This window comes from Amycolatopsis keratiniphila, assembly GCF_000400635.2.
GTDB lineage: Bacteria > Actinomycetota > Actinomycetes > Mycobacteriales > Pseudonocardiaceae > Amycolatopsis > Amycolatopsis keratiniphila.
In genome coordinates this window covers 2,763,795-2,788,621 of the sequence record NC_021252.1, presented here as the reverse complement: position 1 = coordinate 2,788,621, position 24,827 = coordinate 2,763,795, and the positions used below count along the sequence as shown (strand labels likewise).

Annotated in this window: 19 protein-coding genes and 1 pseudogene; 13 read left to right on the top strand and 7 right to left on the bottom strand. The window is 68.9% G+C overall.

The window, feature by feature from the left end; all coding sequences use genetic code 11:
• Window positions 1-160: 160 nt before the first annotated feature.
• Window positions 161-1,762, top strand: coding sequence for a CehA/McbA family metallohydrolase domain-containing protein (locus AORI_RS54070; protein WP_016332982.1), 1,602 nt, complete (start codon window positions 161-163; stop codon window positions 1,760-1,762).
• Between the two features lie 16 nt (window positions 1,763-1,778).
• Here AORI_RS54070 and AORI_RS54065 read toward each other — a convergent pair whose 3' ends face one another.
• The 3 genes from AORI_RS54065 to AORI_RS54055 are packed head-to-tail and all read right to left on the bottom strand — an operon-like array spanning window position 1,779 to window position 4,432.
• Window positions 1,779-2,603, bottom strand: a complete 825-nt coding sequence (locus tag AORI_RS54065) for an aldo/keto reductase (RefSeq protein ID WP_016332981.1) — start codon at window positions 2,601-2,603, stop codon at window positions 1,779-1,781.
• A gap of 27 nt (window positions 2,604-2,630) precedes the next feature.
• Window positions 2,631-3,758 carry a sensor histidine kinase gene (locus AORI_RS54060; RefSeq protein WP_016332980.1) on the bottom strand — a complete coding sequence of 376 codons (1,128 nt, stop codon included), beginning with the start codon at window positions 3,756-3,758 and terminating at the stop codon, window positions 2,631-2,633.
• The gene (locus AORI_RS54055; RefSeq protein WP_007033550.1) at window positions 3,755-4,432 is read right to left on the bottom strand and encodes a response regulator transcription factor; all 678 of its coding nucleotides are present in this window, start codon (window positions 4,430-4,432) and stop codon (window positions 3,755-3,757) included. Before AORI_RS54055 ends, AORI_RS54060 begins: the two co-directional genes overlap by 4 nt.
• A 287-nt stretch (window positions 4,433-4,719) precedes the next feature.
• On the opposite strand from AORI_RS54055, the gene AORI_RS54050 reads away from it, so the two are divergent.
• Window positions 4,720-5,892: an IS481 family transposase gene (locus AORI_RS54050; protein WP_228688344.1), complete on the top strand. Its 1,173-nt coding sequence runs from the start codon at window positions 4,720-4,722 to the stop codon at window positions 5,890-5,892.
• Window positions 5,893-6,173: 281 nt separating this feature from the next.
• Here AORI_RS54050 and AORI_RS83770 read toward each other — a convergent pair whose 3' ends face one another.
• The gene (locus AORI_RS83770; RefSeq protein WP_200870967.1) at window positions 6,174-7,658 is read right to left on the bottom strand and encodes a PucR family transcriptional regulator; all 1,485 of its coding nucleotides are present in this window, start codon (window positions 7,656-7,658) and stop codon (window positions 6,174-6,176) included.
• Window positions 7,659-7,769: 111 nt separating this feature from the next.
• Between AORI_RS83770 and AORI_RS54040 the strand changes: the two genes are divergently transcribed.
• The 5 genes from AORI_RS54040 to AORI_RS54020 are packed head-to-tail and all read left to right on the top strand — an operon-like array spanning window position 7,770 to window position 14,709.
• Window positions 7,770-9,221: a sodium:solute symporter family protein gene (locus AORI_RS54040; protein WP_016332977.1), complete on the top strand. Its 1,452-nt coding sequence runs from the start codon at window positions 7,770-7,772 to the stop codon at window positions 9,219-9,221.
• Between the two features lie 21 nt (window positions 9,222-9,242).
• A complete protein-coding gene (gene speB, locus AORI_RS54035) occupies window positions 9,243-10,196 on the top strand; it encodes an agmatinase (protein WP_016332976.1) in 954 nt (317 codons plus the stop codon).
• Complete coding sequence (locus tag AORI_RS54030; protein WP_016332975.1) at window positions 10,193-11,842, top strand: thiamine pyrophosphate-binding protein; 1,650 nt, start codon at window positions 10,193-10,195, stop codon at window positions 11,840-11,842. Before speB ends, AORI_RS54030 begins: the two co-directional genes overlap by 4 nt.
• Window positions 11,839-13,245 carry an aminobutyraldehyde dehydrogenase gene (locus tag AORI_RS54025; RefSeq protein WP_016332974.1) on the top strand — a complete coding sequence of 469 codons (1,407 nt, stop codon included), beginning with the start codon at window positions 11,839-11,841 and terminating at the stop codon, window positions 13,243-13,245. The genes AORI_RS54030 and AORI_RS54025 overlap by 4 nt, the downstream gene beginning before the upstream one ends.
• 21 nt (window positions 13,246-13,266) lie before the next feature.
• On the top strand, window positions 13,267-14,709 hold the full coding sequence (locus tag AORI_RS54020) for a purine-cytosine permease family protein (RefSeq protein ID WP_016332973.1): 1,443 nt from the start codon (window positions 13,267-13,269) through the stop codon (window positions 14,707-14,709).
• Here AORI_RS54020 and AORI_RS54015 read toward each other — a convergent pair.
• Entirely contained in the window at window positions 14,706-15,521 is an 816-nt protein-coding gene (locus AORI_RS54015; RefSeq protein ID WP_016332972.1) for an oxidoreductase, read from the bottom strand. The genes AORI_RS54020 and AORI_RS54015 overlap by 4 nt on opposite strands.
• 92 nt (window positions 15,522-15,613) lie before the next feature.
• Here AORI_RS54015 and AORI_RS54010 point away from each other — a divergent pair, with 92 nt between their 5' ends.
• On the top strand, window positions 15,614-16,141 hold the full coding sequence (locus AORI_RS54010) for a TetR/AcrR family transcriptional regulator (RefSeq protein ID WP_016332971.1): 528 nt from the start codon (window positions 15,614-15,616) through the stop codon (window positions 16,139-16,141).
• Window positions 16,142-16,345: 204 nt separating this feature from the next.
• Here AORI_RS54010 and dxs read toward each other — a convergent pair whose 3' ends face one another.
• On the bottom strand, window positions 16,346-18,250 hold the full coding sequence (gene dxs, locus AORI_RS54005; RefSeq protein ID WP_016332970.1) for a 1-deoxy-D-xylulose-5-phosphate synthase: 1,905 nt from the start codon (window positions 18,248-18,250) through the stop codon (window positions 16,346-16,348).
• A gap of 216 nt (window positions 18,251-18,466) precedes the next feature.
• Between dxs and AORI_RS54000 the strand changes: the two genes are divergently transcribed.
• The 5 genes and pseudogenes from AORI_RS54000 to AORI_RS84265 form a co-directional block, all read left to right on the top strand.
• Window positions 18,467-19,951 carry an aldehyde dehydrogenase family protein gene (locus AORI_RS54000; RefSeq protein ID WP_016332969.1) on the top strand — a complete coding sequence of 495 codons (1,485 nt, stop codon included), beginning with the start codon at window positions 18,467-18,469 and terminating at the stop codon, window positions 19,949-19,951.
• A gap of 16 nt (window positions 19,952-19,967) precedes the next feature.
• Window positions 19,968-21,479, top strand: coding sequence for an APC family permease (locus tag AORI_RS53995; RefSeq protein ID WP_016332968.1), 1,512 nt, complete (start codon window positions 19,968-19,970; stop codon window positions 21,477-21,479).
• Window positions 21,476-23,029 carry a GMC family oxidoreductase gene (locus tag AORI_RS53990; RefSeq protein ID WP_016332967.1) on the top strand — a complete coding sequence of 518 codons (1,554 nt, stop codon included), beginning with the start codon at window positions 21,476-21,478 and terminating at the stop codon, window positions 23,027-23,029. Before AORI_RS53995 ends, AORI_RS53990 begins: the two co-directional genes overlap by 4 nt.
• 232 nt (window positions 23,030-23,261) lie before the next feature.
• On the top strand, window positions 23,262-23,804 hold the full coding sequence (locus tag AORI_RS53985) for a DUF1062 domain-containing protein (RefSeq protein WP_016332966.1): 543 nt from the start codon (window positions 23,262-23,264) through the stop codon (window positions 23,802-23,804).
• A 230-nt stretch (window positions 23,805-24,034) separates the two neighbouring features.
• Window positions 24,035-24,181, top strand: a pseudogene (locus tag AORI_RS84265) (HNH endonuclease); the annotation flags it as partial.
• Between the two features lie 261 nt (window positions 24,182-24,442).
• Here the strand turns inward: AORI_RS84265 and AORI_RS53980 are convergent.
• Window positions 24,443-24,787 carry a hypothetical protein gene (locus tag AORI_RS53980; protein WP_228688343.1) on the bottom strand — a complete coding sequence of 115 codons (345 nt, stop codon included), beginning with the start codon at window positions 24,785-24,787 and terminating at the stop codon, window positions 24,443-24,445.
• Window positions 24,788-24,827 lie beyond the last annotated feature (40 nt).

Here is a 24,827-nt window from a genome sequence, read left to right as displayed (position 1 = left end):
TGGAATCGATGGCGAGCGGCTACGTTTTCGTGAAAGCCTGGGGTCCTGCAAGGGAACGGTCGTCTCCCCGGCCATCCCCCGGGGAGACGGGCATCACAGAGCGCCGTTCGTTGGCCGTCCGGACATCGTCCGTTCAACGAGGCTCTTTAGCGTCCGGCCGGTGAACAGCGAAAAACCCGGCGTCGACCGCCGCGGATTCCTCAAGCGCGCGGGCCTCGTCTCCGCGGCGGCCGCCGGCGCCCCACTCGCCGCCGCGGCACCGGCGGACGCCCTCGACCTGAACCTCGACCTCGATCTCGGCCTTGTCTTCGGCCGTGACCGCTATCGGTGGCTGGCGGGCGATCACCACATCCACACGCAGTACTCCTACGACGCGATGTACACAGTGGACGGAATCGCCACCGACGCGCGCCGTCACGGCGCGGACTGGGCGGTGATCACCGATCACGGCCACGCCGCGCACGAGAAGTCGTCGGTGGAGCGCACGAACGCCGCGATCCGGGCGGCGCAGCGCGAACATCCCGATCTCCTGCTGTGGCAGGGCATGGAATGGAACGTGCCGGGTGCCGAGCACGCCACGCTGTTCTTCCAGGCGGGCGCGGACCAGGCCGCGAAACTGCGGGAGTTCGAGCGCGCCTTCGACTGGCGGCTCACCGGCACCGAACCGGGCACGCCGGACAACGAGGCGCTGGCCGTCAAGGCGATCCGCTGGCTCGCCGCCGAAGAGCGGGCACGCCGGATCCACGCACCGGTGGTGGTGATCAACCATCCGCTGCGCAACGGCCGGATCGCCCCGCACGAGATCCGCGCGCTGCGCGACGCCGCGCCCGGCATCGTCATCGGCATGGAAGGCGCGCCGGGAGCGCAGGCCGACGGCTTCCCCAAACCGCTCGGAAGTGGCGGTGGCGCGCGCGGCGGGTACGGCAACTCGCCCGGCTCGAACTCGTGGCCGGGTTTCCCGGAGTCGGCCTACCGCACCTACGGCGGCTTCGACTGGAGCACCGCGACCGTCGGCGGGCTCTGGGATTCGCTGCTGGCCGAAGGAAAGCCGTGGTGGATCACCAGCAACTCCGACTCGCACTACAACCGCGGCGACACCCACGTGCGGCCCAGCGTCCCCGACGGCTACTACGACGAGCACGGCGGCTACCCGGACCCGATCGACACCGGCGTTCCGCAGACCCTGCCGCCGTACGCGGACTTCGCTCCCGCCGAGTTCAGCCGGACGATGGTCGGCGTGACCCGCCGAAGCCACGAAGGCGTGCTGGAAGGGTTGCGCGCGGGCCGCGTCTGGGTGGTGCACGGCGGGCTGGCGCAGGAACTGGAGTTCGGCGCGTACAGCGGCTGGAGCTCGGCGACGATGGGCGGCAGGCTGCGGGTCCGGCGCGGATCCGACGTCACGGTGGTCGTCTCGGCGAAGCTCGCGGCCCGGCCGAACGGCGGCGGCGCGATCCCGCGGCTCGCGCGGCTCGACCTCGTGTCCGGACCGGTGACCGGCCCGGCCGCCGACCGCGACACGCAGACCGCCCCGGGCACGCGGGTGGTGCGGTCCTTCGAGCCGCGGTGGGCGCCCGGGCGGCGGGTCACCTTCCGGCACACGTTCCGCGACGTGCGCGAGCCGTTCTTCGTGCGGACACGCGGCACGGACGGCAAGAAGCACGTGCCCGGCGGGATCGAGCCGAGCGCCGACGTGATCGGGCAGTCGAACCCGTTCGAAGACCTGTGGCTGTACGGGAACCCGATCTTCGTCGACGTGCGGTAGGCGACCGGGGCCGGGTCTAGGCGCCCAGTGTGTCCGGATCCGGCCCCAGCCGCTTCCCCTGCTCCAGCGTCGCGATCGCGGCGGTGTCGTGCGCGTCGAGCGCGAAGTCGAAGACGTCGATGTTCGCCTTGATCCGTTCGGGCGTGACGGACTTCGGGATCACCAGATGGTCCATCTCGACGTGCCAGCGCAGCACGACCTGAGCAGGCGTCTTGCCGTGTTTCTCGGCGATCGTGGTGAGCTTCTCGTCGGCGAGCAGGTCTCCGCCGCGCGCCAGCGGGCCCCACGCCTCGGTGACGATCTCGTGCTTCTCGTGGAAGTCCCGCAGCAACGGCTGCTGCAGCCACGGATGGCATTCGATCTGGTTCACCGCCGGGACGATCCCGGTCTCCTCGATCAGCCGCTCCAGATGCGGGATCTGGAAGTTCGAGACGCCGATCGCCTTCGCCCGGCCGTCGGAGGCGATCTTTTCCAGCGCCCGCCACGTTTCCACGTACTTGTCCTGCGCGGGAAGCGGCCAGTGGATCAGGTACAGGTCGACGTAGTCGAGCCCCAGCTCGCTCAGGCTCGTGTCGAAGGCGCGCAACGCCGGGTCGTAGCCGTGTTCGGTGTTCCAGAGTTTCGTGGTGACGAACAGTTCCTCACGCGGCAGCCCGCTGGTGCGGACAGCCTCGCCGACGCCGCGTTCGTTCGCGTACAGGGTCGCCGTGTCGATGGCGCGGTAACCCGCCTCGATGGCGGTGCGGATCGCGCCCACGACCTCGTCGTCGCCGATCTTGTACACCCCGAACCCGAGTTGCGGGAGGGATGTTCCGTTGTTCAGCCGATTACTGGGAACCATGCCCGAAACCGTAACCCCAGCCGGGGGTCAGGGCAGAGCGGGCAGGTGGACGGTCACCGAAAGACCGCCGCCCACAACGGGTTCCGCGAACACGGTGCCACCGTGCGCCTGCACCGCGGCCCGCACGATCGAGAGCCCCAGCCCGGCCCCGGTGCGGGCCGTCCTGGCGACGCCGGCGCGGCGGAACGGCTCGAACAGTTCGGGGACCGCCGCCGGATCGAGCAGCCCGCCCGAGGAACGCACCCGCAGCACCGACCACTGTGGACCGGCCTGCGTGACGACGTCCAGCCAGCCGCCGTCGACGTTGTGCCGCACGGCGTTCTCCAGCAGGTTGCCCGCGATCCGTTCCAGCAGCGCGGGATCGCCGAAAGTCGGCGCGCCGGGGGTCGCGAATTCGGTGCGGATGCCGCGCTTTTCGGCTTCGACGCGCACCGCGCGCCACGCGCTCGCGACGATCACCGCCAGGTCGACCGGTTCCCTGGCCACCAGCCCCGCGCCGTCCGTGCGCGCGAGCAGCAACAGGGAACCGACCAGCCGCTCGGCCCGTTCGGTCGCGTCGCGGACGACACCCGCCATCCGGCGTAACTCGGCTTCGTCCGCGTGCTCGTCGGCCAGGGTGACGTCGAGTTCGGTGCGGATGACCGCGAGCGGCGTCCGCAGTTCGTGGCTGGCGTTCGCGACGAAATGCCGCTGCGCGTCGAACGCGGCCTGCAACCGGTCGAGCATGTCGTCGAAGGTCTCGGCCAGTTCGGCGAGTTCGTCCTTCGTGCGGACCTCACCGATCCGCTCCCCCATCGACTCGATCGAGAGGCGGCGCGCGGTGCCGGTGATCTCGCGCAGCGGCTGAAGGACCCGCGCGGTGAACGTCCACGCGAGGATCCCCGCCGCCAGCACGACGAAACAGAACGCGACCGCGCCGAACAGCAGCACCCGGTTCCGGGCGTAGACCCGCAGATGTTCGGTGACGGCGGACGCGTCGACCTCGACGCCGTCGACGCGCACCATGGTGCCCGGCGGTAGCTGCGGCACGGCGGAGACCGCGTCGCCGACCAGATTCCAGGTCAGCCAGAGCAACAGGAGGCTGACCAGTGCCACCAGCCCGGTCGCGAGCAACGTGACCCGCGCGCGCAGGCTGCGGGCGCCGGACAGGTTCACCCGCGTGCGGTCCCCTGCTCCGGCACCCGGTAACCGGAGCCGACGACGGTTTCGATGATGCCCGGCTCGCCGAGCTTCTTCCGCAGGGTCATCACGGTGACCCGGACGGTGGTGGTGAACGGGTCGGCGTTCTCGTCCCACACGCGTTCGAGCAGTTCCTCGCTGCTGACCACCGAACCGGCGGCCGACAGCAGCACCTCCAGCACGCCGAACTCCTTGCGGGTCAGCTCGACCGGACCGCTCGCGCGGCGGACGGTCCGCCTCGCCGGGTCCAGTTCGACGTCGCCGGAAGTCAGCAGCGGCGGCGCGGCCGGGGTCGCGCGGCGGCCCAGCGCCCGCACGCGCGCGACGAGTTCGGGGAAGGCGAACGGCTTGGCGAGATAATCGTCGGCGCCGAGGGAAAGCCCGTCGACGCGGTCCGAAACGGAACTGCTCGCGGTGAGCATCAGCACGCGGGTCAGCTCGCCGGACGCGACGATCTCGCGGCACAGGTCGTCACCGGACATGCCGGGGAGATCGCGGTCGAGCAGCACGACGTCGTACCGGGTGACGGCGGCCTTCTCGTGCCCGTCGTCACCGGTGAGCGCGATGTCCACCGCCATACCCTCGCGCCGCAGGCCGCGTGCGATCGCGTCGGCGAGGGGTTCTTCGTCTTCGACTACCAGAATTCGCACGACCCTACGTTGCCACACATTCCTGAGAGTGACCTTATTGGAGTCGTGAGGCGTTTTCGGCACCTGCTGGCTCCTGGCCGCTGCTCCCGGGGCCGGTCCGTGAAGGCCCCCTTCACGGACTGCAAGGAGCACCGGTACCGAGGCGGTCGGGTCTCGTGAGTGGCGATTCGGGTTCTAACCCGATGTCTGAGTTCAGGACATGTCGGACAGTTGATGTTTCAGGACCTCACGGACACTGATCGGCCTGTCGGTGTGGTGACCAGGGTGTTCGTGGTGATCATGCGACGATGGGCAGTACAGGGTTTTCGATGGATCCTGAGTTCGTCGCCGCGGTCGCTCGGGCAGCCGTGGGCGAGAAGGTCAACGTGTCGCAGTTCTGCCGTGAGCACGGGGTTTCCCGGGACACGTTCTATCGGTATGTGGCCCGGGTGCGGAGCGAGGCGGCGAACGGGTTCATCCGCCGCAGCACCGCCCCGCGCCACCGTCCCACCGCATTAGGCGCGGAGGTGGCCGAGGCGGTGCTGCGGGCCCGCAAGGAACTCGCGGACGAGGGCTGGGACAACGGGCCGATCTCGATCCGCTGGCGGCTGGAGAAGGCGGGGTTCGCGCCGGTGCCGTCGAAGTCGGCGATCTACCGGATCCTGTGCGAGCACGGCCAGATCGAACCGGAGCCCCGCAAGAGACCCCGCACGAGGCGCCGGTTCGAGTACTCCGATCCGAACGGGTGCTGGCAGATCGATGGCATGGAGTACTACCTGGCCGACGGCCAGAAGGTCTGCATCGTCCAGATCCTCGACGACCACTCCCGCCTCGACGTCGGCTCCTACGCCGCCGCCAGCGAGAACGGCACCGACACCTGGGCAGCGCTGCAACAGGCCTTCGCCGGCCACGGTCTACCGGTCAAAGTGTTGTCCGACAACGGATTAGCTTTCTCCGGAAAACACCGAGGGCAGAGGGTCGAACTCGAACGTCACCTCGCCGAACACGGCGTTACCGCCATCGCGTCCAGGCCCTATCGCCCGCAAACCTGCGGCAAGAACGAACGTGTCCACCGAACCCTGAGGAAATGGCTCGCCGCCCGCCCTCCTGCCGAGAACCTTGCCGTCCTGCAACAGCTACTCGAGGACTACCGCCACATCTACAACAACCACCGGCGCCACCAAAGCCTCGACGGCCACACCCCACGGCAACGCTACGACGCCAGCCCCAAAGCCACCCCCGCCACCGGCCGCAACACCCCCAGCGGCCGCACTCAACGCACCGTCTCAGCCACCGGCGTCATCGCCTTCTCCGGCTACTCCATCGTCCTGGGCCGAAACTGGACCGGACACACAGCCACCGTGTTCTGGCAAGGCGACCGTGTCACCATCATGATCGGCGACACCATCGCCCGCCAGCTCACCCTCAACCGAGCAGTACGCTACCAACCACTCAACACCAAACTGTCCGACAAGTCCTGAAACACATCTGTCCGTGAGGTCCTGAAACAGCACATCGGGTTCTAACCCGAATCGCCACTCACGACCACCTGTACCGAGACGGTGGCTTCGCGTGATTGGGCGGACGGCACGTGTGATCAGACGGACGACACACGTGACCAGATGGACGACACGCTCGCGGCGAAGCTTTCGCCGTGAGTCGTCCGTCCAGACACGCGTGCCGTCCGTCTGATCACGTGTGTCGTCCATCCAGTCACGCAAGACCGCCAGTAGGCACCCTTCGCCCTAGCCGCCGCTACCACTCACGAGGACCAGCGCAGGGCGAACCACAGCCGCATCCGCGTCTCCGGATCCGCCAGATCCACCCCCAGCGCCCGTTCGATCTGCCCGATCCGGTGCCGGACACTGTTGCGGTGCACGCCGAGTTCGGCGGCCGTGCGGTCCCAGCCGCCATGGTGCGCGAGCCAGGTCCGCAGCGTGCCGACCAGTTCGCGCTCACCCTTCCGGTCGAGTTCGCGCAGCGGCGCCAGCATCTGTGCGGCGAACCCGGCCGCGGCGCCCGGATCGATCAGCGCGTCCAGTCCCGAAGGGCTTTCCGCCATCACCGGCCGTCCCAGCGCGGCCGCCCGCGTCAGCAGCAGCTCGATCTCGCCCGCCGCTTCGGGAAGCCGTCCGGGCGGGACGGGCGAACCCACGACCGCGAGCCAGCCGTCGGCACGGAGCCGGTCGAGGTCGCCTGCCTCCGGCGCCTCGCGGACGATCGCGTCGAAGCGCGGCCCCGGCCGCAGCCGCACGAGCGGGGTGTCGAGCCGGGCGCGCAGCCAGTCGTAGCGGACGGCGACCTCGTTCGGCCCCTTGCGGTACGCGATCCCGGCGACCAGACGGCGTTCGTCCCCGCCGATCACCTCGGTCTCCCCCAGCAGCAGTCCCGTCGCGGTGGCGCCCAGCCCGGCCGCGTCCGAACCCGCGCGGCCCGCCAGCCCGAGCAGCGCCGCCCCGACCGACAGGATCGACCGGTCCGCGCCGTCGAACCGCGCGACCCGGCCGACCACGACCAGATGCGACGCCGTCGCCTGCGGGTACACCGGCTGCGCGACGACGTGCGTGCCGTCGGCCAGTTCCGTGGTCGCGCTGCGGATCCCCCGGCCCGCCCGCAGCGTGGCGACCAGTTCCCGGACCTCGGCGGGCAGCGGTGACGGCGCCCCGTGGTCCGCGGCCAGGACGTCGCCGGCGCCGACCAGCGCCACCCACGCCCCGAGCCGTCCGGCCAGCGCGCTCGCCAGTTCGCCGAGCCCGTCGCCCGCCGCCCTGGTCAGCGCCTCCCGCGCGGCCGCGATCCGCCGCTGTTCCCGCTGCCCTGCCTCGGCGAGCGCGACCGACACGGCCCGGCTGATCGCGAGGAACGGCGTCTGCGGCTGGACGACCAGCAGCGGGAGACCGTGCCGGGCGCACGCCGCCAGCAGGGGCGGCGGCAACGTCTCGTAGGCGCCCGGGGTGAGCCCGAACCCCAGCGCGGAGATCCCGCTGCCGGCCAGCCGCCGGACGTAGCGGTCGATCTCGGCCGGTTCCACCGGCAGGTTCACCCCGGCGGTGAGCAGCAGCTCCGCCCCGAGCAGGTACGGCACGGGATCCAGCAGCTCGCTGACGTGGGCCCAGCGCACCGGGGCGTCGAGCGCGCCCGGCCGCAAGGTCTCCACGACCGGGTCGAGTGCCAGTTCCGGGTTGCCGACCACGGCCCGTAACGGGACATTCACATCCGAGTCGAACGGATCGCGGCTTTGGGTCATTCCATCCTCATCCACACCGAAGTTCGGATGGATCATCCCATGTCGTTCAAGCTGCGAACGAACCTACGGTGACCCGAACGAAGCGAACAGCCCCAAGTCAAGGAGGACACCGTGGCCGGTGACTACGCGGTGATCGCGCTCTACATAGCGGGCATGATCGGGGTCGGGTGGTTCGGGCTGCGGCTCGCCAAGACCAAATCGGACTATCTCGTCGCGGGCCGCCGCCTCGGCTGGTTCATGTACTCGGGCACGATGTCCGCGGTCGTCCTCGGCGGCGCTTCGACCGTCGGCGGGGTGAAACTCGGCTACACCTACGGCATCTCCGGCGCCTGGCTCGTGATCGCGATCGGCGTCGGCATCCTGGTCCTGCACACGCTGTTCGCGCGGCGGCTGGTGAAACTGCGCGTCTACACCGTCGGCGAGATGCTCGACCTGCGTTACGGCGGCTCCACCAGCACCATCTCCGGCGTGGTCATGTGGGGCTACACGCTGATGCTGACCGTCACCTCGACGCTGGCGTTCGCCACCATCTTCAAGGTCCTGTTCAACGTGCCGAGCTGGGCCGGTATCGCCATCGGCGGCTCGATCGTGGTGCTCTACTCGGTGCTCGGAGGCATGTGGTCGATCACGCTGACCGACATCGTCCAGTTCGTCATCAAGACCATCGGCATCCTGCTGATCCTGCTGCCGGTCTCGATCGTGTCCGCGGGCGGTTTCGACGGTATGGCCGCGCGCCTGGACGAGAGCTACTTCGAACTCACCGCCATCGGCGGCGACACGATCTTCACCTACTTCCTCATCTACAGCTTCGGCCTGCTGATCGGCCAGGACATCTGGCAGCGCGTGTTCACCGCGCGGACGCCGGGCATCGCGACCGGCGGCGGCGTCATCTCCGGCGTCTACTGCCTCGTCTACGGTCTCGCCGGCGCGCTGATCGGCACCGCGGCCAAGACGCTGTACCCGAACCTCGCCAGCGCGCAGGACGCGTTCGCGACCATCGTCGAGCAGCAGCTGCCCGCCGGGATCCGCGGGCTGGTGCTCGCGGCGGCGCTCTCGGCGATGATGTCGACCGCGAGCGGCGCGCTCATCGCCTGCTCCACGGTCAGCACCTCGGATCTGCTTTCCAAGCTGGGCCTCAAAAAGGCCGGCAACGAGGTGACAAGGAACCGGATCACCACGCTGGTCCTCGGCATCGCCGCGATCGGCATCGCGATGATCGTGGACGACGTCGTCAACGCGCTGACCATCGCCTACGACATCCTCGTCGGCGGCCTGCTGGTCGCGATCATCGGCGGGCTGGCCTGGAAACGCGGCACCCGGCAGGGCGCGCTCGCGTCGATGGTGGTCGGCGCGAGCGTGGTCATCACGTTCATGTTCGTCGACGGCGTCGAGGCCAACAGCCCGATCTACTGGGGCCTCGGCTCCAGCCTCGCGGTGTACCTGCTGGTCAGCTTCCTCACCCCGCGGACCTCCGACGAAATCCTCACCTTGTGGACCCGCCGCCTGAACGGCAGCGCGGCCGCCGAAGAAGAAGAGGCGAAACTCGCCGCTTCGCAGTCCTGAACCACCTAAGAAGGAGACACAGTGCCTGAGCAGAACCCGATCGGACCCGTCGACTCTTCGAAGGTGCCCCGGTTCGCCGGTTTCGCGACCTTCGCGAGGCTTCCGCGGATCGATCAGGTCGAGCGCGCCGACGTCGCCGTCGTCGGGGTGCCGTTCGACGCCGGGGTGTCCTACCGCCCCGGCGCGCGCTTCGGCCCCTCCGCGCTCCGTGAGGCCAGCCGGCTCCTTCGCCCGTACCACCCGGAACTCGACGTTTCCCCGTTCGCCGAAACGCAGGTGGTCGACGCCGGCGACATCGCGCTCAACCCGTTCAACATCGGCGAGGCGATCGAAACGCTGCAGAGCGAGGCCGAGGCACTCACCGCGGACGGGACGCGCCTGGTGACCGTCGGCGGCGACCACACGATCGCGCTGCCGCTGCTGCGGGCGGCGGCGAAGAAGCACGGACCGGTGGCGCTGCTGCACTTCGACGCGCACCTCGACACCTGGGACACCTACTTCGGCGAGCCGTACACCCATGGCACCCCGTTCCGGCGGGCGTCCGAGGAAGGCATCCTCGACACCGAAGCGCTGTCCCACGTCGGCACGCGCGGCCCGCTGTACGGCAAGCGGGATCTGGAAGAGGACCGCCGCCTCGGATTCGGCATCGTCACCTCCGGCGACGTCATGCGCCGCGGGGTCGCCGAGACCGTCGACGCGCTGCGCCAGCGCATCGGCGGCCGCCCGCTCTACATCTCGGTCGACATCGACGTGCTCGACCCGGCGCACGCGCCCGGCACCGGCACGCCCGAGGCGGGCGGGATGACCAGCCGCGAACTGCTGGAGATCCTGCGCGGGCTGCGGGACTGCAACCTCGTCGGAGCCGATGTGGTGGAGCTGGCCCCGGCTTACGATCATGCCGAGATCACCGCCATCGCGGCTTCCCACGTCGCCTACGACCTGGTGAGCCTGCTCAGTTTGGGGAAGAGCGCATGACACAACGCATCGGCGGCGACGTCGTCGTCGAAACCCTCCACGCGCTCGGCGCGGACACCGTGTTCGGCCTGCCGGGCCAGCACGCGCTCGGTCTGTTCGAAGCGTTGCGGCGCACGGACGACCTGCGCGTCGTCAGCTCGCGGGTGGAGAACAATCTGGCGTTCGCGGCCGACGGGCACGCCCGCGCCCGGCTCGCGGCCGATCCCGAAGGCCCGGTCCCGGTGACGCCGATGATCGTGTCGACCGGCCCTGGCGCGCTGCTGACTTTGGCCTCGTTGCAGGAATCGCGGGCGGCGTCGGTCCCGGTGCTCGGGATCTCCAGCCAGGTCCCGGTCGCCGGGCTCGGCGGTGGACGGCACGGCTATCTGCACGAACTGCCCGATCAGCAGGCCAGTTTCCGTGACGTGGTGAAGTCGGTGCACGTGGTGCGTACCGTCAGCCAGATCCCGACGGCGTTGCGCGAGGCGTGGGAATCGGCGGCGACCGCGCCGTACGGCCCGGTGTGGGTCGAGATCCCGCAGGACATCCTGCTGGCGCCGGCGGGCCTGCCGCGGATCACGTCCGTGACGGCACGGCCCGCTCCGCTCGCCCCGTTGCCGGAGCTCGTCACCGAGGCCGCGAATCTCCTTGGCACGGCCGGGAATCCGGTGATCCTCGCCGGTGGTGGCGCGCTGCGCTCGGGCGCGCACGCGGAACTGAAGGCGCTCGCGGAGGCACTGCGCGCGCCGGTGCTGTCGACGTTCGGCGGCAAGGGCGTCTTCGGCTGGGAGCACGAGCTGTCCGGGCAATCGTGGCTGGAGGACTGGCACAGCACCGAATTCCTCTCGGCCGCGGATGTGCTGCTGGTGCTGGGTTCCGGGCTCGGCGAGCTGTCCAGCAACTACCGCGAGTTCGCCCCGCGCGGCCGGGTGATCCAGGTCGAGGCCGATCTCGGGAAGCTGGAGTCGAACTACCCGGCGCTGGGCATCCACGCCGACGTCCGCCTTGTCCTGCAAGGACTTCTGGAGCAGGTTCCGTTCCGGCAGTCGGACGGCGCCGCCGAAAAGGCGGTGGCGGATCTGCTGACGAAGGTGCGCGAACGCCTCGAGGGCCAGCCCCTCGAAGCCGAGCGCAAGCTCATCGACGACATCCGCGCGGCGATCCCCGAAGGTACCCAGACGTTCTGGGACATGACGATCGCGGCCTACTGGGCCTGGTCGGCGTGGAATCCCGAGGGCGCGCCGATCCACACCGCGCAGGGCGCGGGCGGGCTCGGCTACGGCCTGCCCGGCGCGCTCGGCGGCGCCGCGGCGACCGGCGGCCCGGCGCTGGCGGTGTCCGGCGACGGCGGCGCGATGTACGGCATCGCGGAGCTGGCCACGGCGGTCCAGCACGGGCTGGACGTCACGTGGCTCATCGTCGACGACGGTGGTTACGGCATCCTGCGCGAGTATCTGACCGGCGCGTTCGGGCAGTCCACCGCCACCGAACTCGCCCGCCCCGATTTCGCCGCGCTGGCACAGTCCTTCGGCGTCCCGGCCACGGTGTCCTCTTTGGACACCGTCGGGAAGGACCTGGCGGACGCGCTGGCCACGCCCGGCCCGTCTGTGGTCGTCCTGCCCGCCCTGCTCAAGATGTTCGAGCCGACCCACCTGGAGAAGAAATGACTCAGGTCCTCAATTTCGTCGACGGCGCCGAGGTACCGGCGTCGGGCTCGCGGACGCTCGACCTGGTGAACCCCGCCACCGGCGAGGTCTTCGGCACGAGTGTCCTGTCGGAGCAGTCCGATGTGGACGCCGCGCTGGCCGCGGCCGAACGGGCGTTCAAGGTGTGGCGCAAGAGCACGCCCGCCCAGCGTCAGCTCGCGCTGCTGAAGATCGCCGACGCGCTGGAGTCCCGCGCGGAGGAGTTCGCCGAGCTCGAAATCCGGGAGACCGGCAAGATCCGCGCCGTCGTGCTGGACGAGGAGATCCCGGAGTGCGTCAGCGCGCTGCGGTTCTTCGCCGGTGCGGCGCGGCAGCTCGAAGGCACCGCGTCCGGCGAGTACCTGCCGGGGCACACGTCGGCGATCCGCCGGGAGCCGGTCGGCGTCTGCGCGCAGATCGCGCCGTGGAACTACCCGCTGATGATGGGTGTCTGGAAGATCGCCCCGGCCTTGGCGGCGGGCAACACCGTCGTGCTCAAGCCCGCGGAGACCACGCCGTCGACGGCCGTCCTGCTCGCGAAGGTCGCGGCGGAGTTCCTGCCGGAGGGCGCTTTCAACGTGCTGTGCGGCGACCGCGACACCGGCCGCGCGCTGGTGAAGCATCCGATCACCGAGCTGGTGTCGATCACCGGGTCGACCCGCGCCGGGATCGACGTCGCCACCGTCGCGGCGGCCGACCTCAAGCGCACGCACCTCGAACTCGGCGGCAACGCGCCCCTGCTGGTCTTCGGCGACGTGAACCTCGCCGAAGCGGCCGAGGGCATCGTCGGCGCGGCGTTCTACAACGCCGGGCAGGACTGCACGGCGGGCAGCCGGGTGCTGGTGGACGCGGCGATCCACGACGAGTTCGTCGCGGAACTGACCAAGGCCGCCGCCGCGCAGGCCCCGGGCGAGGACTTCGGCCCGCTCAACAGCGAGGCGCAGTTCGGGCGGGTCCGCGGACTCGTCGATCGTCTCCCTTCGCACGCCCGCGTGGAGACCGGCGGCACGCCCGCCGGCGACCGCGGTTTCTTCTTCTCCCCCACCGTGATCTCGGGCCTGAAGCAGGACGACGAGATCGTGCAGGAGGAGATCTTCGGCCCGGTGATCACCGTCCAGTCCTTTACGGACGAGGACGAGGCGGTGCGCCTGGCCAACGGCGTCCCCTACGGGCTGGCGTCGTCGATCTGGACCAACGACCTGTCACGCGCGACCCGCGTTTCGGGCGAACTCGACTTCGGCTGCGTCTGGGTCAACACCCACGGGCCGCTGGTCTCGGAAATGCCCCATGGCGGCTTCGGGCACTCGGGCCACGGGAAGGACCTCTCGTCCTACTCCTTCGCCGAGTACACCCGCGTGAAGCACGTCATGACCCGCTTCGCCTGAAGCTCTTAGCCGGAGGTCCCCATGGGTGACAAGGTCACCGAAGTCGAGCAGCACGGCATCGCGCCGATCCCGCCGGAAGAACAGACCTCGCGTCCGCGCGACCTGTTCCGGATGGCGTTCGGCGGCGCGAACACCTTCGCCACCATCATCCTCGGGACCCTCCCGATCGCCTTCGGGCTGAGCTTCTGGGCGGCGATGGCGGCCACCGTCGCGGGCGTGGTCGTCGGCGCGCTGGTGCTCTCGCCGATGTCGTTGTTCGGCCCGCTCACCCGCACCAACAACGCGGTCTCCTCCGGCGCGCACTTCGGCGTCGTCGGCCGTTGTGTCGGCTCCTTCCTCTCGCTGCTGACGGCCATCACGTTCTTCGCCATCTCGGTCTGGGTGAGCGGCGACGCCGTCGCCGGTGCGGCACAGCGGCTTTTCGGTTTCGACGGCGGCGAAGTGCTCCGCGGCGTCGCGTACGGCGTCATCGCGATCGCCACGCTGGTGGTGTGCATCTACGGCTACCGGTTCATGCTGCTGGTGAACCGGGTCGCCGTGGTGCTGGGCACGGCGATCATGCTGCTCGGGATCGTGGCCTACGGCGGCACGTTCGACCCCGGGTTCGCCGGCACCGGCACCTACGCGCTCGGCGACTTCTGGCCGACGTGGATCCTGGCCGCGCTCACCACGATGGCGAACCCGATCTCGTTCGGCGCCTTCCTCGGCGACTGGACGCGCTACATCCCCGCGCGGCACAGCCGCCGTTCCCTGCTGGCCGCGCCGTTCCTGGCGCAGGTGGCGACGTTGCTGCCGTTCGGGTTCGGCATCGCCACCGCGACCCTGGTCGCCGATCCGGCCGACTACATCACCGGCCTGACCGCGATCTCCCCGCTCTGGTACGCGATCCCGCTGATCGTGGTCGCGCTGATCGGCGGGCTGTCCACCGGCACGACGTCGCTCTACGGGACCGGGCTGGACTTCAGCTCGATCTTCGTGAAGCTGAGCCGGGTGCAGGCGACGCTGCTGATCGGCTCGCTCAGCGTCGTGTTCATCTTCGTCGGCAATTTCGTGCTGGACATGGTGTCCAGCATCAACGCCTTCGCCACGCTGATCGTGCTGTGCACGTCGCCGTGGATGGTGATCATGATGATCGGTTTCGTGCTGCGGCGCGGGTTCTACGACCCGGACGACCTCCAGGTGTTCAACCAGGGCCGCAAGGGCGGGCGCTACTGGTTCACCCGCGGGGTGAACTGGCGCGCGATGGCCGCCTGGATCCCGGCGACGACGCTGGGCCTGCTGACGGCCAACACCCCGATGATCGCCGGGCCGCTCAAGGACATCGCGGGCGGCGTCGACATCAGCATGGTGGTGACGCTGTGCACGGCGGCGATCGCGTATCCCGTGCTGGTGAAGCTCTTCCCCGAACCGCGGGAGGTCTACTCGTACGCGGAGCCCGTCGCCGAACCGGCCGTCGCCGCTTAGGCGAAGCGGCGCAACGCCCCGAGGAACAACGCGTCGAAGGCGCGGTCCGGGAGCACCCGGCGCACGAACAGGATCGGCTTCGCCCCGAAACCGGCGGCGTAGCGGGTCTTCGGGCGCCGGGCCCGGACGGCCTTCAGGATGACGTCGGCGATCACCTTGGGGTGGGAACCGCGCGCGGCCTGGTCGAAGAACTTCGCCAGTGCCTTGGCCTGCGGCGCGTACGCGGTGTCGCCGGAGGTCTTCATCAGGTTCTCGATGGCGATGCCGCCCCATTCGGTTTTGATGGCACCGGGTTCGACCACCACGACGTCGATGCCGAACGGCTTCAGTTCCAGCCGCAGTGAGTCGCTGAGTCCTTCGACCGCGAACTTCGTCGAGTGGTACCAGCCGCCGAGCGGTTCGTAGATCTTGCCGCCGATCGACGAGATGTTCACGATCTTGCCGGAACCCTGGGCGCGCATCTGCGGCGTGGTCAGCTGGACGAGCCGCGCGAGGCCGAACAGGTTGACCTCGAACTGGTACCTCCCCTCCGAGAGCGGCACGTCCTCGAAGGCGCCGTACGAGCCGTAGCCCGCGTTGTTGACCAGGACGTCGATGCGACCCGATTCCTCGATGATCCGCTCGACACCCGCGACCATCGACGCGTCGTCGGTGACGTCCATCGCGAGGACCTTGACCCCGCGCTCGGCGAGCCCCGCCATCCGCTCGACACGCCTCGCGGCGCCGTAAACCGTGTAGCCCGCGTCCTGCAGCGCGAGTGCCGTGGCTTCGCCGATTCCCGCGGAAGCCCCCGTGACCAGTGCGACCTTCATGTTCCTGCTCCTAACTAACCAGTTGGTTGCCAATTCAGCCTGCCATGGGGTGCGGCTGGCTGTCAACCAACCAGTTAGTTAGAGTGGGTCACATGGTCAGGGACAAGGAAGCGACCAAGCGGAAACTGCTGGACGCGGCGACGACTGAGTTCGCGACGTACGGCATCGCCGGCGCCAGGGTGGACCGCATCGCGAAGAACGCGGGCGCGAACAAGGCGCTGATCTACGCCTACTTCTGCAGCAAGGAAGAGCTTTTCGAGAAGGTCGTGGAGGAGCAGGTGGACCTCGCCATCCGGACCCTCACGATCACCCCCGAAGACCTGCCCGGTTACGCGGGAAGGCTGTTCGACCGCTACCTCGAACACCCCCATCTCCTGCGGCTCATGGGCTGGCTGCGGCTGGAGAACGGCTTCGACGCGGCACCCGAAGCCGAGGTGCGGGCGCACGCGGACAAGGTCGCCGCGATCCGGGAGGCGCAACGGGCGGGCACCGTGCCGGACCACTTCGACGCCGAGGAACTGCTGAGCCTCGTCGTGCACCTGTCGATCCTCGGGTTCTCCTCGCCGATCGCGACGCGTGATCTCGTCGTGCGCGCGGTCGGCCGGATCGTGGGCACGTAAGGCGCTTTTCGCGCGACCGCCGGGTGTGCGGCGCCGAACTCCCGGGTGTCATGAAAGGGCCGTTCAGGACATTTTTCGTCCTGAACGGCCCTTTCATGACACCCGGGGGCTAGCCGGATCACCCGCCCGGCCTCGGTACAGGTGGTCGTGAGTGGCGACTCGTGTTCTAACCCGAATCGCCACTCACGACCGTCGACGCCAAACTCAGCGGCGCGTGTCCTCCGGCGCCGGAGTCCGGCTCGCCAGCTTCGCCGACCATTCGGTCACCCGCCGCGCCACGTCCTGCGCGGTGAGCCCGACGCGGGCCAGCACCTCCTCGCGCGAACCGTGGTCGTGGAACACCTGCGGCACCGCGAGATCCCGCAGCGGCACGTCGCATTCGGCGTCGCGGAACAGCGCCGCCAGCGCGGAGCCGAAGCCACCGTGCCGCCCGCTGTCCTCGACGGTCACGACGAGCTTGTGCTGCTCGGCCAGCGCCACCAGTTCGGCCGGGGCCGGGACGACCCAGCGCGGGTCCACCACGGTCACGCCGATGCCCTGGTCGGCCAGCCGGTCCGCGGCGGCGAGCCCGAGCATCGCGAACGCGCCCACCGCGACGAGCAGGACGTCGGCGTCGCCGGCGGGCTTGCGCAGCACGTCCACCGTGCCGACGCGTTCCACGGCGGGCACGGAGTCGATCACGCCGCCCTTGGAGAACCGCAGCGCCGTCGGCCCGTCCTCGACCGCGACGGCCTCCCGCAGTTCCTCGCGCAGGGTTCCGGCGTCACGCGGAGCGGCGACCCGCATCCCGGGCACCATGCCCAGCAGCGAAAGGTCCCACATGCCGTGGTGGCTGGGGCCGTCCGGGCCGGTGATGCCCGCGCGGTCCAGTACCAGCGTCACCGGCTGGCGGTGCAGCGCGACGTCCATCAGGACCTGGTCGAACGCGCGGTTCAGGAAGGTCGAGTAGACGGCGACCACGGGGTGCTTGCCACCCATCGCGAGCCCGGCGGCCGAGGTCACCGCGTGCTGTTCGGCGATGCCGACGTCGTACCAGCGGTCCGGGTACGCCTCGGCGAACTTGTGCAACCCGGTCGAGCGCAGCATGGCCGCGGTGATCGCGACGACGTCCTCGCGGTCGGCGCCGATCTTGACCATTTCGTCGGCGAAGACCCCGGTCCAGCTCGGGCCCTTGACCGGCGGCAGGCCGGTTTCCGGGTCGATCGGGTCGGTCTGGTGCATCTGGTCGGCCTGGTTGGTGACCGCGGGCTCGTAACCGTGGCCCTTCTCGGTGACCACGTGCACGATGACCGCGCCGCCGAAGTCACGGGCGCTCTGGAACGCCTTCTCCAGCGCGGCGAGGTCGTGCCCGTCGACCGGGCCGAGGTACTTGAGGCCGAGGTCGGAGAACATCATCTGCGGGCTGAGCGCGTCCTTGAGGCCCGCCTTCGCCGCGTGCAGCGCCGCGTAGATCGGCTTGCCGACGACGGGCGTGTGCCGCAGCAGTTCCTTGCCGCGGTCCAGCACGCGCTCGTAGCCGGGCTTGAGCCGCAGCGACGCGAGATGGTCCGCGACGCCGCCGATGGTCGGCGAGTACGAGCGGCCGTTGTCGTTGATGACGATGACGACCGGGCGGCGCGGGTTCGCGGCGATGTTGTTGAGCGCCTCCCAGCACATGCCGCCGGTCAGCGCGCCGTCGCCGACGACGGCGATCGCGTGCCTGCCGCCGCCTTCGAGTTCGAACGCCTTCGCCAGACCGTCCACATAGGACAGCGCGGTCGAGGCGTGGCTGTTCTCGACGAGGTCGTGCTCGCTCTCACAGCGCGCCGGGTAGCCGGTGAGGCCGCCGAGCTGGCGCAGCTTGCCGAAGCCGTCGTGACGGCCGGTGACGATCTTGTGCACGTACGCCTGGTGGCCGACGTCCCACACGATCGCGTCGTCCGGCGAGTCGAAGACCCGGTGCAGCGCCATGGTCAGCTCGACCACACCCAGGTTCGGGCCGAGGTGACCACCGGCGAGCCGCACCTTCTCGACGAGGAAGTCCCGGATCTCCGCGGCCAGCTCGCCGAGCTGGTCCTGGTTCATCCGCTTCAAGTCGGCCGGTCCGTGCACGGACTCGAGCAACGTCACTCTCCCACCTCGCCTGGTTCCTCTTCCGCCGTTCCGGCCAGTCTACGGAGGTCGCCTGAGAGTCTTCCGTCCGCCGCGTCACGGGTCACATGTCAGAAAATCACCACTCGACACCCAAGGGTGTGAACATGGTCTCTTTTGCCAAGTAGCGGTCACGTCGGGTGGCCGCGATAATCGCTGATCGACGGTTGAGCAGGAGCCGGTTCGGAGGGCTTGATGGCGGACTTTTTCATCGGTGGCGAGTGGGTCGACGCGGTCGGCGGTGGTCGCCGGGAAATCCGCTGCCCCGCCGACGGGTCGCTGGTCGCGGAGGTCGCCGAGGGCACCCGTGAAGACACCGAAGCGGCCATCGCCGCCGCGCGGAAGGCGTTCGACACCGGCCCGTGGCCGCAGACGCCCGCCCCGCAGCGCGGTGACCTGCTGCTGAAGGCCGCCGACCTGCTCGACCGCGACGCCGCCGCCTTCGCCCGCGCCGAATCGCTCGACACCGGGAAACGGCTGGTCGAGAGCGAATACGACATGGCCGACATCGCCGCGTGCCTGCGTTACTTCGGCAAGCTCGCCGCGAACGACGCGGGCCGCGTGGTCGACACCGGCAACCCGGACGCGTTCAGCCGGATCGTGCACGAGCCGGTCGGCGTCTGCGGGCTGATCACGCCGTGGAACTACCCGCTCCTGCAGACCATCTGGAAGGTCGCCCCCGCGCTCGCGGCGGGCAACACGTTCGTCCTCAAGCCCAGCGAGCTGACCCCGCACACCTCGATCATGCTGATGAAGCTGCTGACCGAGGCAGGCCTCCCCGGCGGCGTCGCGAACCTCGTGCTCGGCGCCGGCGCGCAGGCCGGGGCGCCGCTGTCCGAGCACCCCGACGTCGACCTCGTGTCGTTCACCGGCGGCCTCGCGACCGGCAAGATCATCGCCGCCTCCGCGGCCGCGACCGTCAAGAAGGTCGCGCTGGAACTGGGCGGCAAGAACCCGAACGTCGTGTTCGCCGACTCGGATTTCGACACCGCCGTCGACTACGCGCTGACCGCGGTGTTCCTGCACTCCGGGCAGGTCTGCTCGGCGGGCGCGCGGCTGATCGTCCAGGAGGAATGGCACGACGAGTTCGTCGACGAACTCGTCCGCCGCGCCGAACTGATCCGACTGGGTGGACCTTTCGACCCGAAGGCTGAAACCGGCCCGCTGATCTCGGCCGCCCATTTGGAAAAGATCGAACGCTACGTCGCCGCGGCGCTCGAAGAGGGCGCCGTCCTGCGCACCGGCGGCAAACGCCCCGACGATCGCGAGCTCGCGAAGGGGCACTACTACCTGCCGACCATCCTCGACAACGTGAAGCAGGGCAGCAGCGCCGTCGTCGACGAGTCGTTCGGCCCGGTGCTCACCGTCGAGACGTTCACCGACGAGGACGACGCCGTCCGCATCGCCAACGACACCCATTACGGCCTCGCCGGCGCGGTGTTCACCTCGGACGCCTCCCGCGCGCAGCGGGTCGCGAACCGGCTGCGGCACGGCACGATCTGGATCAACGACTTCCACCCGTACCTGCCACAGGCGGAATGGGGCGGCTACAAGCAGTCCGGCTTCGGGCGCGAACTCGGCCCGACCGGGCTCGCCGAGTACACGGAGGCGAAGCACATCTACCAGAACCTCCGGCCCGCTCCACAGCGCTGGTTCTCCGGGGAGCCCGCGTCCAACTGAAGAGGGGAAACTGCCGATGAGCACTCCTTCCGACGACGGCTTGGCCGGTTTCGGCTACAAACAGGAACTCGAAAGAACGCTCGGCAATTTCCACACCTTCGCCGCCGGGATCAGCTACATCTCGATCCTGACGGGGACCTTCCAGCTGTTCTACTTCGGCTTCAGCTTCGGCGGGCCGGCGTACTGGTGGTCTTGGCCGATGGTGTTCGCCGGCCAGCTGATGGTGGCGCTGTCGTTCGCCGAACTGGCGGCGCATTATCCGGTCGCCGGGTCGATCTACAACTGGTCGAAACGCCTCGGCAGCCCGCACGTCGCCTGGATGGCCGGGTGGATGATGCTCACCGCCTCGATCGTCAGCATCGCCGCCGTCGCGCTGGCGTACCAGATCACGCTCCCCCAGATCTCGTCGTTCTTCTCCTTCTCCGGCGACAGCGCGGTGAACGCGGTCATCCTGGGTACGGCGCTGATCGTGTTCACGACGCTGGTGAACGCCTGGGGTGTCAAGCTGATGGCGCGGATCAACAGCGCCGGCGTGTTCATCGAACTGATCGCCGCGGTGCTGCTGATCATCGCGCTCGCGGTGAACATCACGCGGGGCCCCGAGGTCGTCATGCAAACGAACAACACCGGCGCCGACCAGCCGTGGGGGTACTTCGGGGCGTTCCTGGTCGCTTCGCTCGCGTCGACCTACGTCATGTACGGCTTCGACACCGCCAGCTCGCTCGGTGAGGAGTCGCACGACCCGCGCAAGAACGCGCCCAAGGCGATCCTGCGCGCGCTGATCGCGTCGTTCGTCATCGGCGGGCTGATCCTGCTGCTGGCGCTGATGGCGGTCGGCGACATCAACAACCCCGAGATCGCGACCGGCGGCCTGCAGTTCATCGTGCTCGACGTCCTCGGCAGCACGATCGGCACGATCTTCCTGCTCGCGGTGGTCGTGGCCATCACGGTGTGCAACCTGGCCGTGCAGTCGGCGTCGATCCGGATGATGTTCGCGATGGGCCGCGACAACAACCTCCCGGCCGGGAAGCACTTGGCGAGGGTGTCGCCGAAGACCAAGACGCCGGTGATCCCCGCGATCGTGTCCGGTGTGATCGCGGTGCTGATCCTGGTGGTCAACGTCGGCCAGCCGCAGATCTTCACGGTGATCACCAGTATCGGCATCATCATGATCTACCTGGCGTACCTGCTGGTCACCGTCCCGATGCTGGTCAAGCGGCTGCGCGGGCAGTGGCCACCGCCGAAGGTGGAGGGCACCAAGTACTTCTCGCTCGGCAAACTGGGGCTGCCGGTCAACATCCTCGGTGTGCTGTGGGGCGGCGCGATCGTGGTGAACCTGGCCTGGCCCCGGCGCGAGGTCTACAACGCGACCGAGCCGTATCACTGGTACCTCGAATGGGGGGCCGTGCTGTTCGTCGGCGCGGTGGCGGTCGCCGGTTTCGCGTATTACTGGTTCGTCCTGCGGCACAAGAGCGGCGTCCTGGCCGATCACGCCGCGGAAGCACATCCCGAGGAGGCAGCACAGTGACCGGAGAGTTCGACTACATCGTCGTCGGCGGCGGGACGGCGGGTTCGGTGGTCGCGGCGAGACTCTCGGAAGACCCGGACGTCACCGTCGCGCTCCTCGAAGCCGGACCGTCCGATGTGGACGATCCGGCGGTGCTGGAACTGACGAAGTGGATGGCCCTGCTGGAATCCGGCTACGACTGGGACTACCTGGTGGAGCCGCAGGAATCCGGCAACTCGTTCCTGCGCCACGCCCGCGCGCGGGTGCTCGGCGGCTGCTCGTCGCACAACTCGTGCATCGCGTTCTGGGCGCCGGCGGAAGACCTCGACGAATGGTCGTCGCTCGGCCTGCCCGGCTGGGCCGCGAAGGACATCTTCCCGCTGTACAAGCGTCTTGAGACCAACGACGGCCCCGGCGACCACCACGGCCGCTCGGGTCCGGTGACCATCCGCTCGGTGCCGCCGAACGACCCGACCGGTGTCGCGCTGTTGCAGGCGTGCGAGCAGGCGGGGATCCCGAGGACGGAGTTCAACTCGGGCAAGACCGTGACGCACGGGGCGAACTGGTTCCAGATCAACGCGCGCGAGGACGGTACGCGGTCGTCGGCTTCGGTGTCGTACCTGCACCCGATCATCGGCAAGCGGCCGAATCTGGAGATCATCACCGGCGCCCGCGTCCGGCGGCTGCTGTTCGACGGCAAACGCTGCACCGGCGCGGAATACCTGGCCGACGACCTGATTCACGGCATCCAGCTGCGCGCGCGGCGCGAGGTGATCCTGTCTTCGGGCGCGATCGACACGCCGAAACTCCTGATGCTGTCGGGAATCGGCCCGGCCGAGCATCTGCGCGAGGTCGGTGTGGACGTGCTGGTGGACTCCCCCGGCGTCGGCGAGAACCTGCAGGATCACCCCGAAGGCGTCATCCAGTGGGACGCCCTGCAGCCGATGACGACCGAATCCACGCAATGGTGGGAGATCGGCATCTTCACCACCACGGAGGAAGGCCTCGACCGGCCGGACCTGATGTTCCACTACGGCTCGGTACCGTTCGACATGAACACCCTCCGGCAGGGCTATCCCACCACCGAGAACGGCTTCTGCCTGACCCCGAACGTCACGCGTTCGCGGTCGACCGGGACCGTGCGGCTGCGCAGCCGCGATTACCGGGACAAGCCGAAGGTGGACCCGCGGTACTTCACCGACGAGCACGACATGCGCGTAATGACCTACGGGATCAAACTGGCGCGCAAGATCGCCGAGCAGCCCGCGCTGGACGAATGGGCGGGCACCGAACTGGCTCCCGGCAAGGACGTCAAAACCGACGACGAGATCGCGGACTACCTGCGCAAGACCCACAACACGGTCTATCACCCGTCGTGCACCGCGAAAATGGGCGGCGACGGCGACCCGATGGCCGTTCTGGACGCCCGGCTGCGCGTGCGCGGCGTCGAAGGCCTGCGGGTCGCCGACGGTTCGGCGATGCCGTTCCTGGTCGCGGTGAACCCGTGCATCACGACGATGGCGATCGGGGAGAAGTGCGCGGACATGCTGAAGGAGGACGCGCGCTCCTAGCACTCGCTCGTCCGGCCCCCTGGTTTCGGCCAGGGGGCCTTCTTCTTGCCCGGAAAACCGATGGAGCGGCCGCCGCCGGGCCGCTACCGTGCTGCCGGACCACGTCGCCGAGCCGAAGGCCTGCCGTTGTACACCCTGTGAGACCTCCCGAGCGCTGATTTCGTCGCGCGTCGCGCCTTTCGCGCCGCGCTTCCTTTTGCTGCGGACTTCTCACTGAACGGGTGTACTTCCCATGCTCGAAAACTGGGTGGTCGTTCCCACCTGCCTTCCTGTCGTCCTCCGCCGTTGCCATGCCTGCGGGTCCGGACGTTTCCGGGCGAACGGCAAATTCCGGGTCAACGCCAACCACAAACTCATCGACGTCTGGCTCCTCGTGCTCTGCACCGGCTGCGAGGACACCGCGAAACTCACCATCCTGGAGCGGGTGAACGTGCGCTCCGTCCGGCCTGACCTGTTGGAGCGGCTGCACGAGAACGACCTCGGCCTCGCCGCCGAACTGCTCCAGGATCCGGCCGTGCTCCGCCGTAACCACGTCTCCCTTGATTGGGAGGGCGCGTGGCGGCTCGATACCGGTTCCTTGTGCCATGGGGACTTTCGCGATGTCTCGGTTCGTTTCGAGGCCCGGATTCCGCTTCGGCCCGTGCGGCTGATCGCCGAAGGGTGCGGCCTTTCGCGGGGGGAGGTCGAGAGGCTGATCGAGGAGGGGAAGGTGGTTTCGGCGGTGCGGTTGCTGGGGAAGGTTTCCGGGGACTTCTCTTTTACGTTGAAATGCTGATCGCGGGTGTCGTGAGTGGTTAGGACGGTTCTAACCGTCCTAACCACTCAAGAGCCCCGGCCTGTTGCGCCAGCTCGCGAAGGCGTTTTCTCGCGCCTGCAGCAAGGATGACGGCCTTCGCCACCTTCAGTGTTGCGAAGAGGCTTTCGCAACACGCTGACCTCGCTTCCGCCTCCTCACCACTCACGAGCGTCACGATGCCCGCGACCCGAACCACCCGTCAGTGGTAAATGTGCACCTTCCACCACCGGCTCATCCACCACGGTGACTGGCAGGTCCGGATGGCTCCGGAGGGAAGACCGGAATTCGTGCCGCCCCAATACCTCGACCCACTACAGGTGCCACGGCGCAACACCCTCCACCGCGTCGTGACCTGACCCCTGTTTCCGAGGAGCCCGCCGTCCGCACCGGCGACGGGGTCCTCGGCATGCCCGTGTTCGCTGCCACCTGCTGATCGCGTGTCGCGAAAGCGACTATCGCGACGCACACTCAGAGCACAGGCCTCACCAAGCCACCCCGGCGGCGTAGTGAAGGCCTCCTTCCCTACCTTCAGAGTAGGAAAGGAGGCCTTCACTACCCCCTGGGCCGAGCGGGAAGAAATGCAGGTCCATTCCAACCCGAACCGCCACTCAGACTCCTCAAAGATAAACGGCCGCCGGAGTTCCCCGATTACCCGTCATCTGGTCCAGCGCCCACGCCCGCCCGAAATCGGCCAGCGCGGGACCCGACCAATAAGCGGGAATGCTGATTCCCTTCCACAAGGGCATCTTCGGCCCGCTCAGGGTTCCGTGACTGACCTGCACCTGGACCGCGCCTTCCACCCAGGTGAAGACGAAATGCGCGTACATGAACATCCACGCCTGCCTGCCCAGCAGATCACGCGCGAGCAGCGGCCCCTCGGAGGGGTACGGCGCCGTGTAGATGACTTGCTTCCGACCACTGCGATAACTGATCTCCTGTGCCGTGACACCAGGAGGAAGCATTGGGGGCTCCACTCGGTCAGTCCTCCACAATGGTGATCGT

Excerpts from the sequence above, each read along its gene's own strand:
- AORI_RS54065 (WP_016332981.1), bottom strand. The coding sequence starts at position 2,603 with ATGGTTCCCAGTAATCGGCTGAACAACGGAACATCCCTCCCGCAACTC.
- AORI_RS54050 (WP_228688344.1), top strand. The coding sequence starts at position 4,720 with ATGGGCAGTACAGGGTTTTCGATGGATCCTGAGTTCGTCGCCGCGGTC.
- AORI_RS83770 (WP_200870967.1), bottom strand. The coding sequence starts at position 7,658 with ATGACCCAAAGCCGCGATCCGTTCGACTCGGATGTGAATGTCCCGTTA.
- AORI_RS54030 (WP_016332975.1), top strand. The coding sequence starts at position 10,193 with ATGACACAACGCATCGGCGGCGACGTCGTCGTCGAAACCCTCCACGCG.
- AORI_RS54025 (WP_016332974.1), top strand. The coding sequence starts at position 11,839 with ATGACTCAGGTCCTCAATTTCGTCGACGGCGCCGAGGTACCGGCGTCG.
- AORI_RS54020 (WP_016332973.1), top strand. The coding sequence starts at position 13,267 with ATGGGTGACAAGGTCACCGAAGTCGAGCAGCACGGCATCGCGCCGATC.
- AORI_RS54015 (WP_016332972.1), bottom strand. The coding sequence starts at position 15,521 with ATGAAGGTCGCACTGGTCACGGGGGCTTCCGCGGGAATCGGCGAAGCC.
- AORI_RS54010 (WP_016332971.1), top strand. The coding sequence starts at position 15,614 with ATGGTCAGGGACAAGGAAGCGACCAAGCGGAAACTGCTGGACGCGGCG.
- AORI_RS54000 (WP_016332969.1), top strand. The coding sequence starts at position 18,467 with ATGGCGGACTTTTTCATCGGTGGCGAGTGGGTCGACGCGGTCGGCGGT.
- AORI_RS53995 (WP_016332968.1), top strand. The coding sequence starts at position 19,968 with ATGAGCACTCCTTCCGACGACGGCTTGGCCGGTTTCGGCTACAAACAG.
- AORI_RS53985 (WP_016332966.1), top strand. The coding sequence starts at position 23,262 with ATGCTCGAAAACTGGGTGGTCGTTCCCACCTGCCTTCCTGTCGTCCTC.
- AORI_RS53980 (WP_228688343.1), bottom strand. The coding sequence starts at position 24,787 with ATGCTTCCTCCTGGTGTCACGGCACAGGAGATCAGTTATCGCAGTGGT.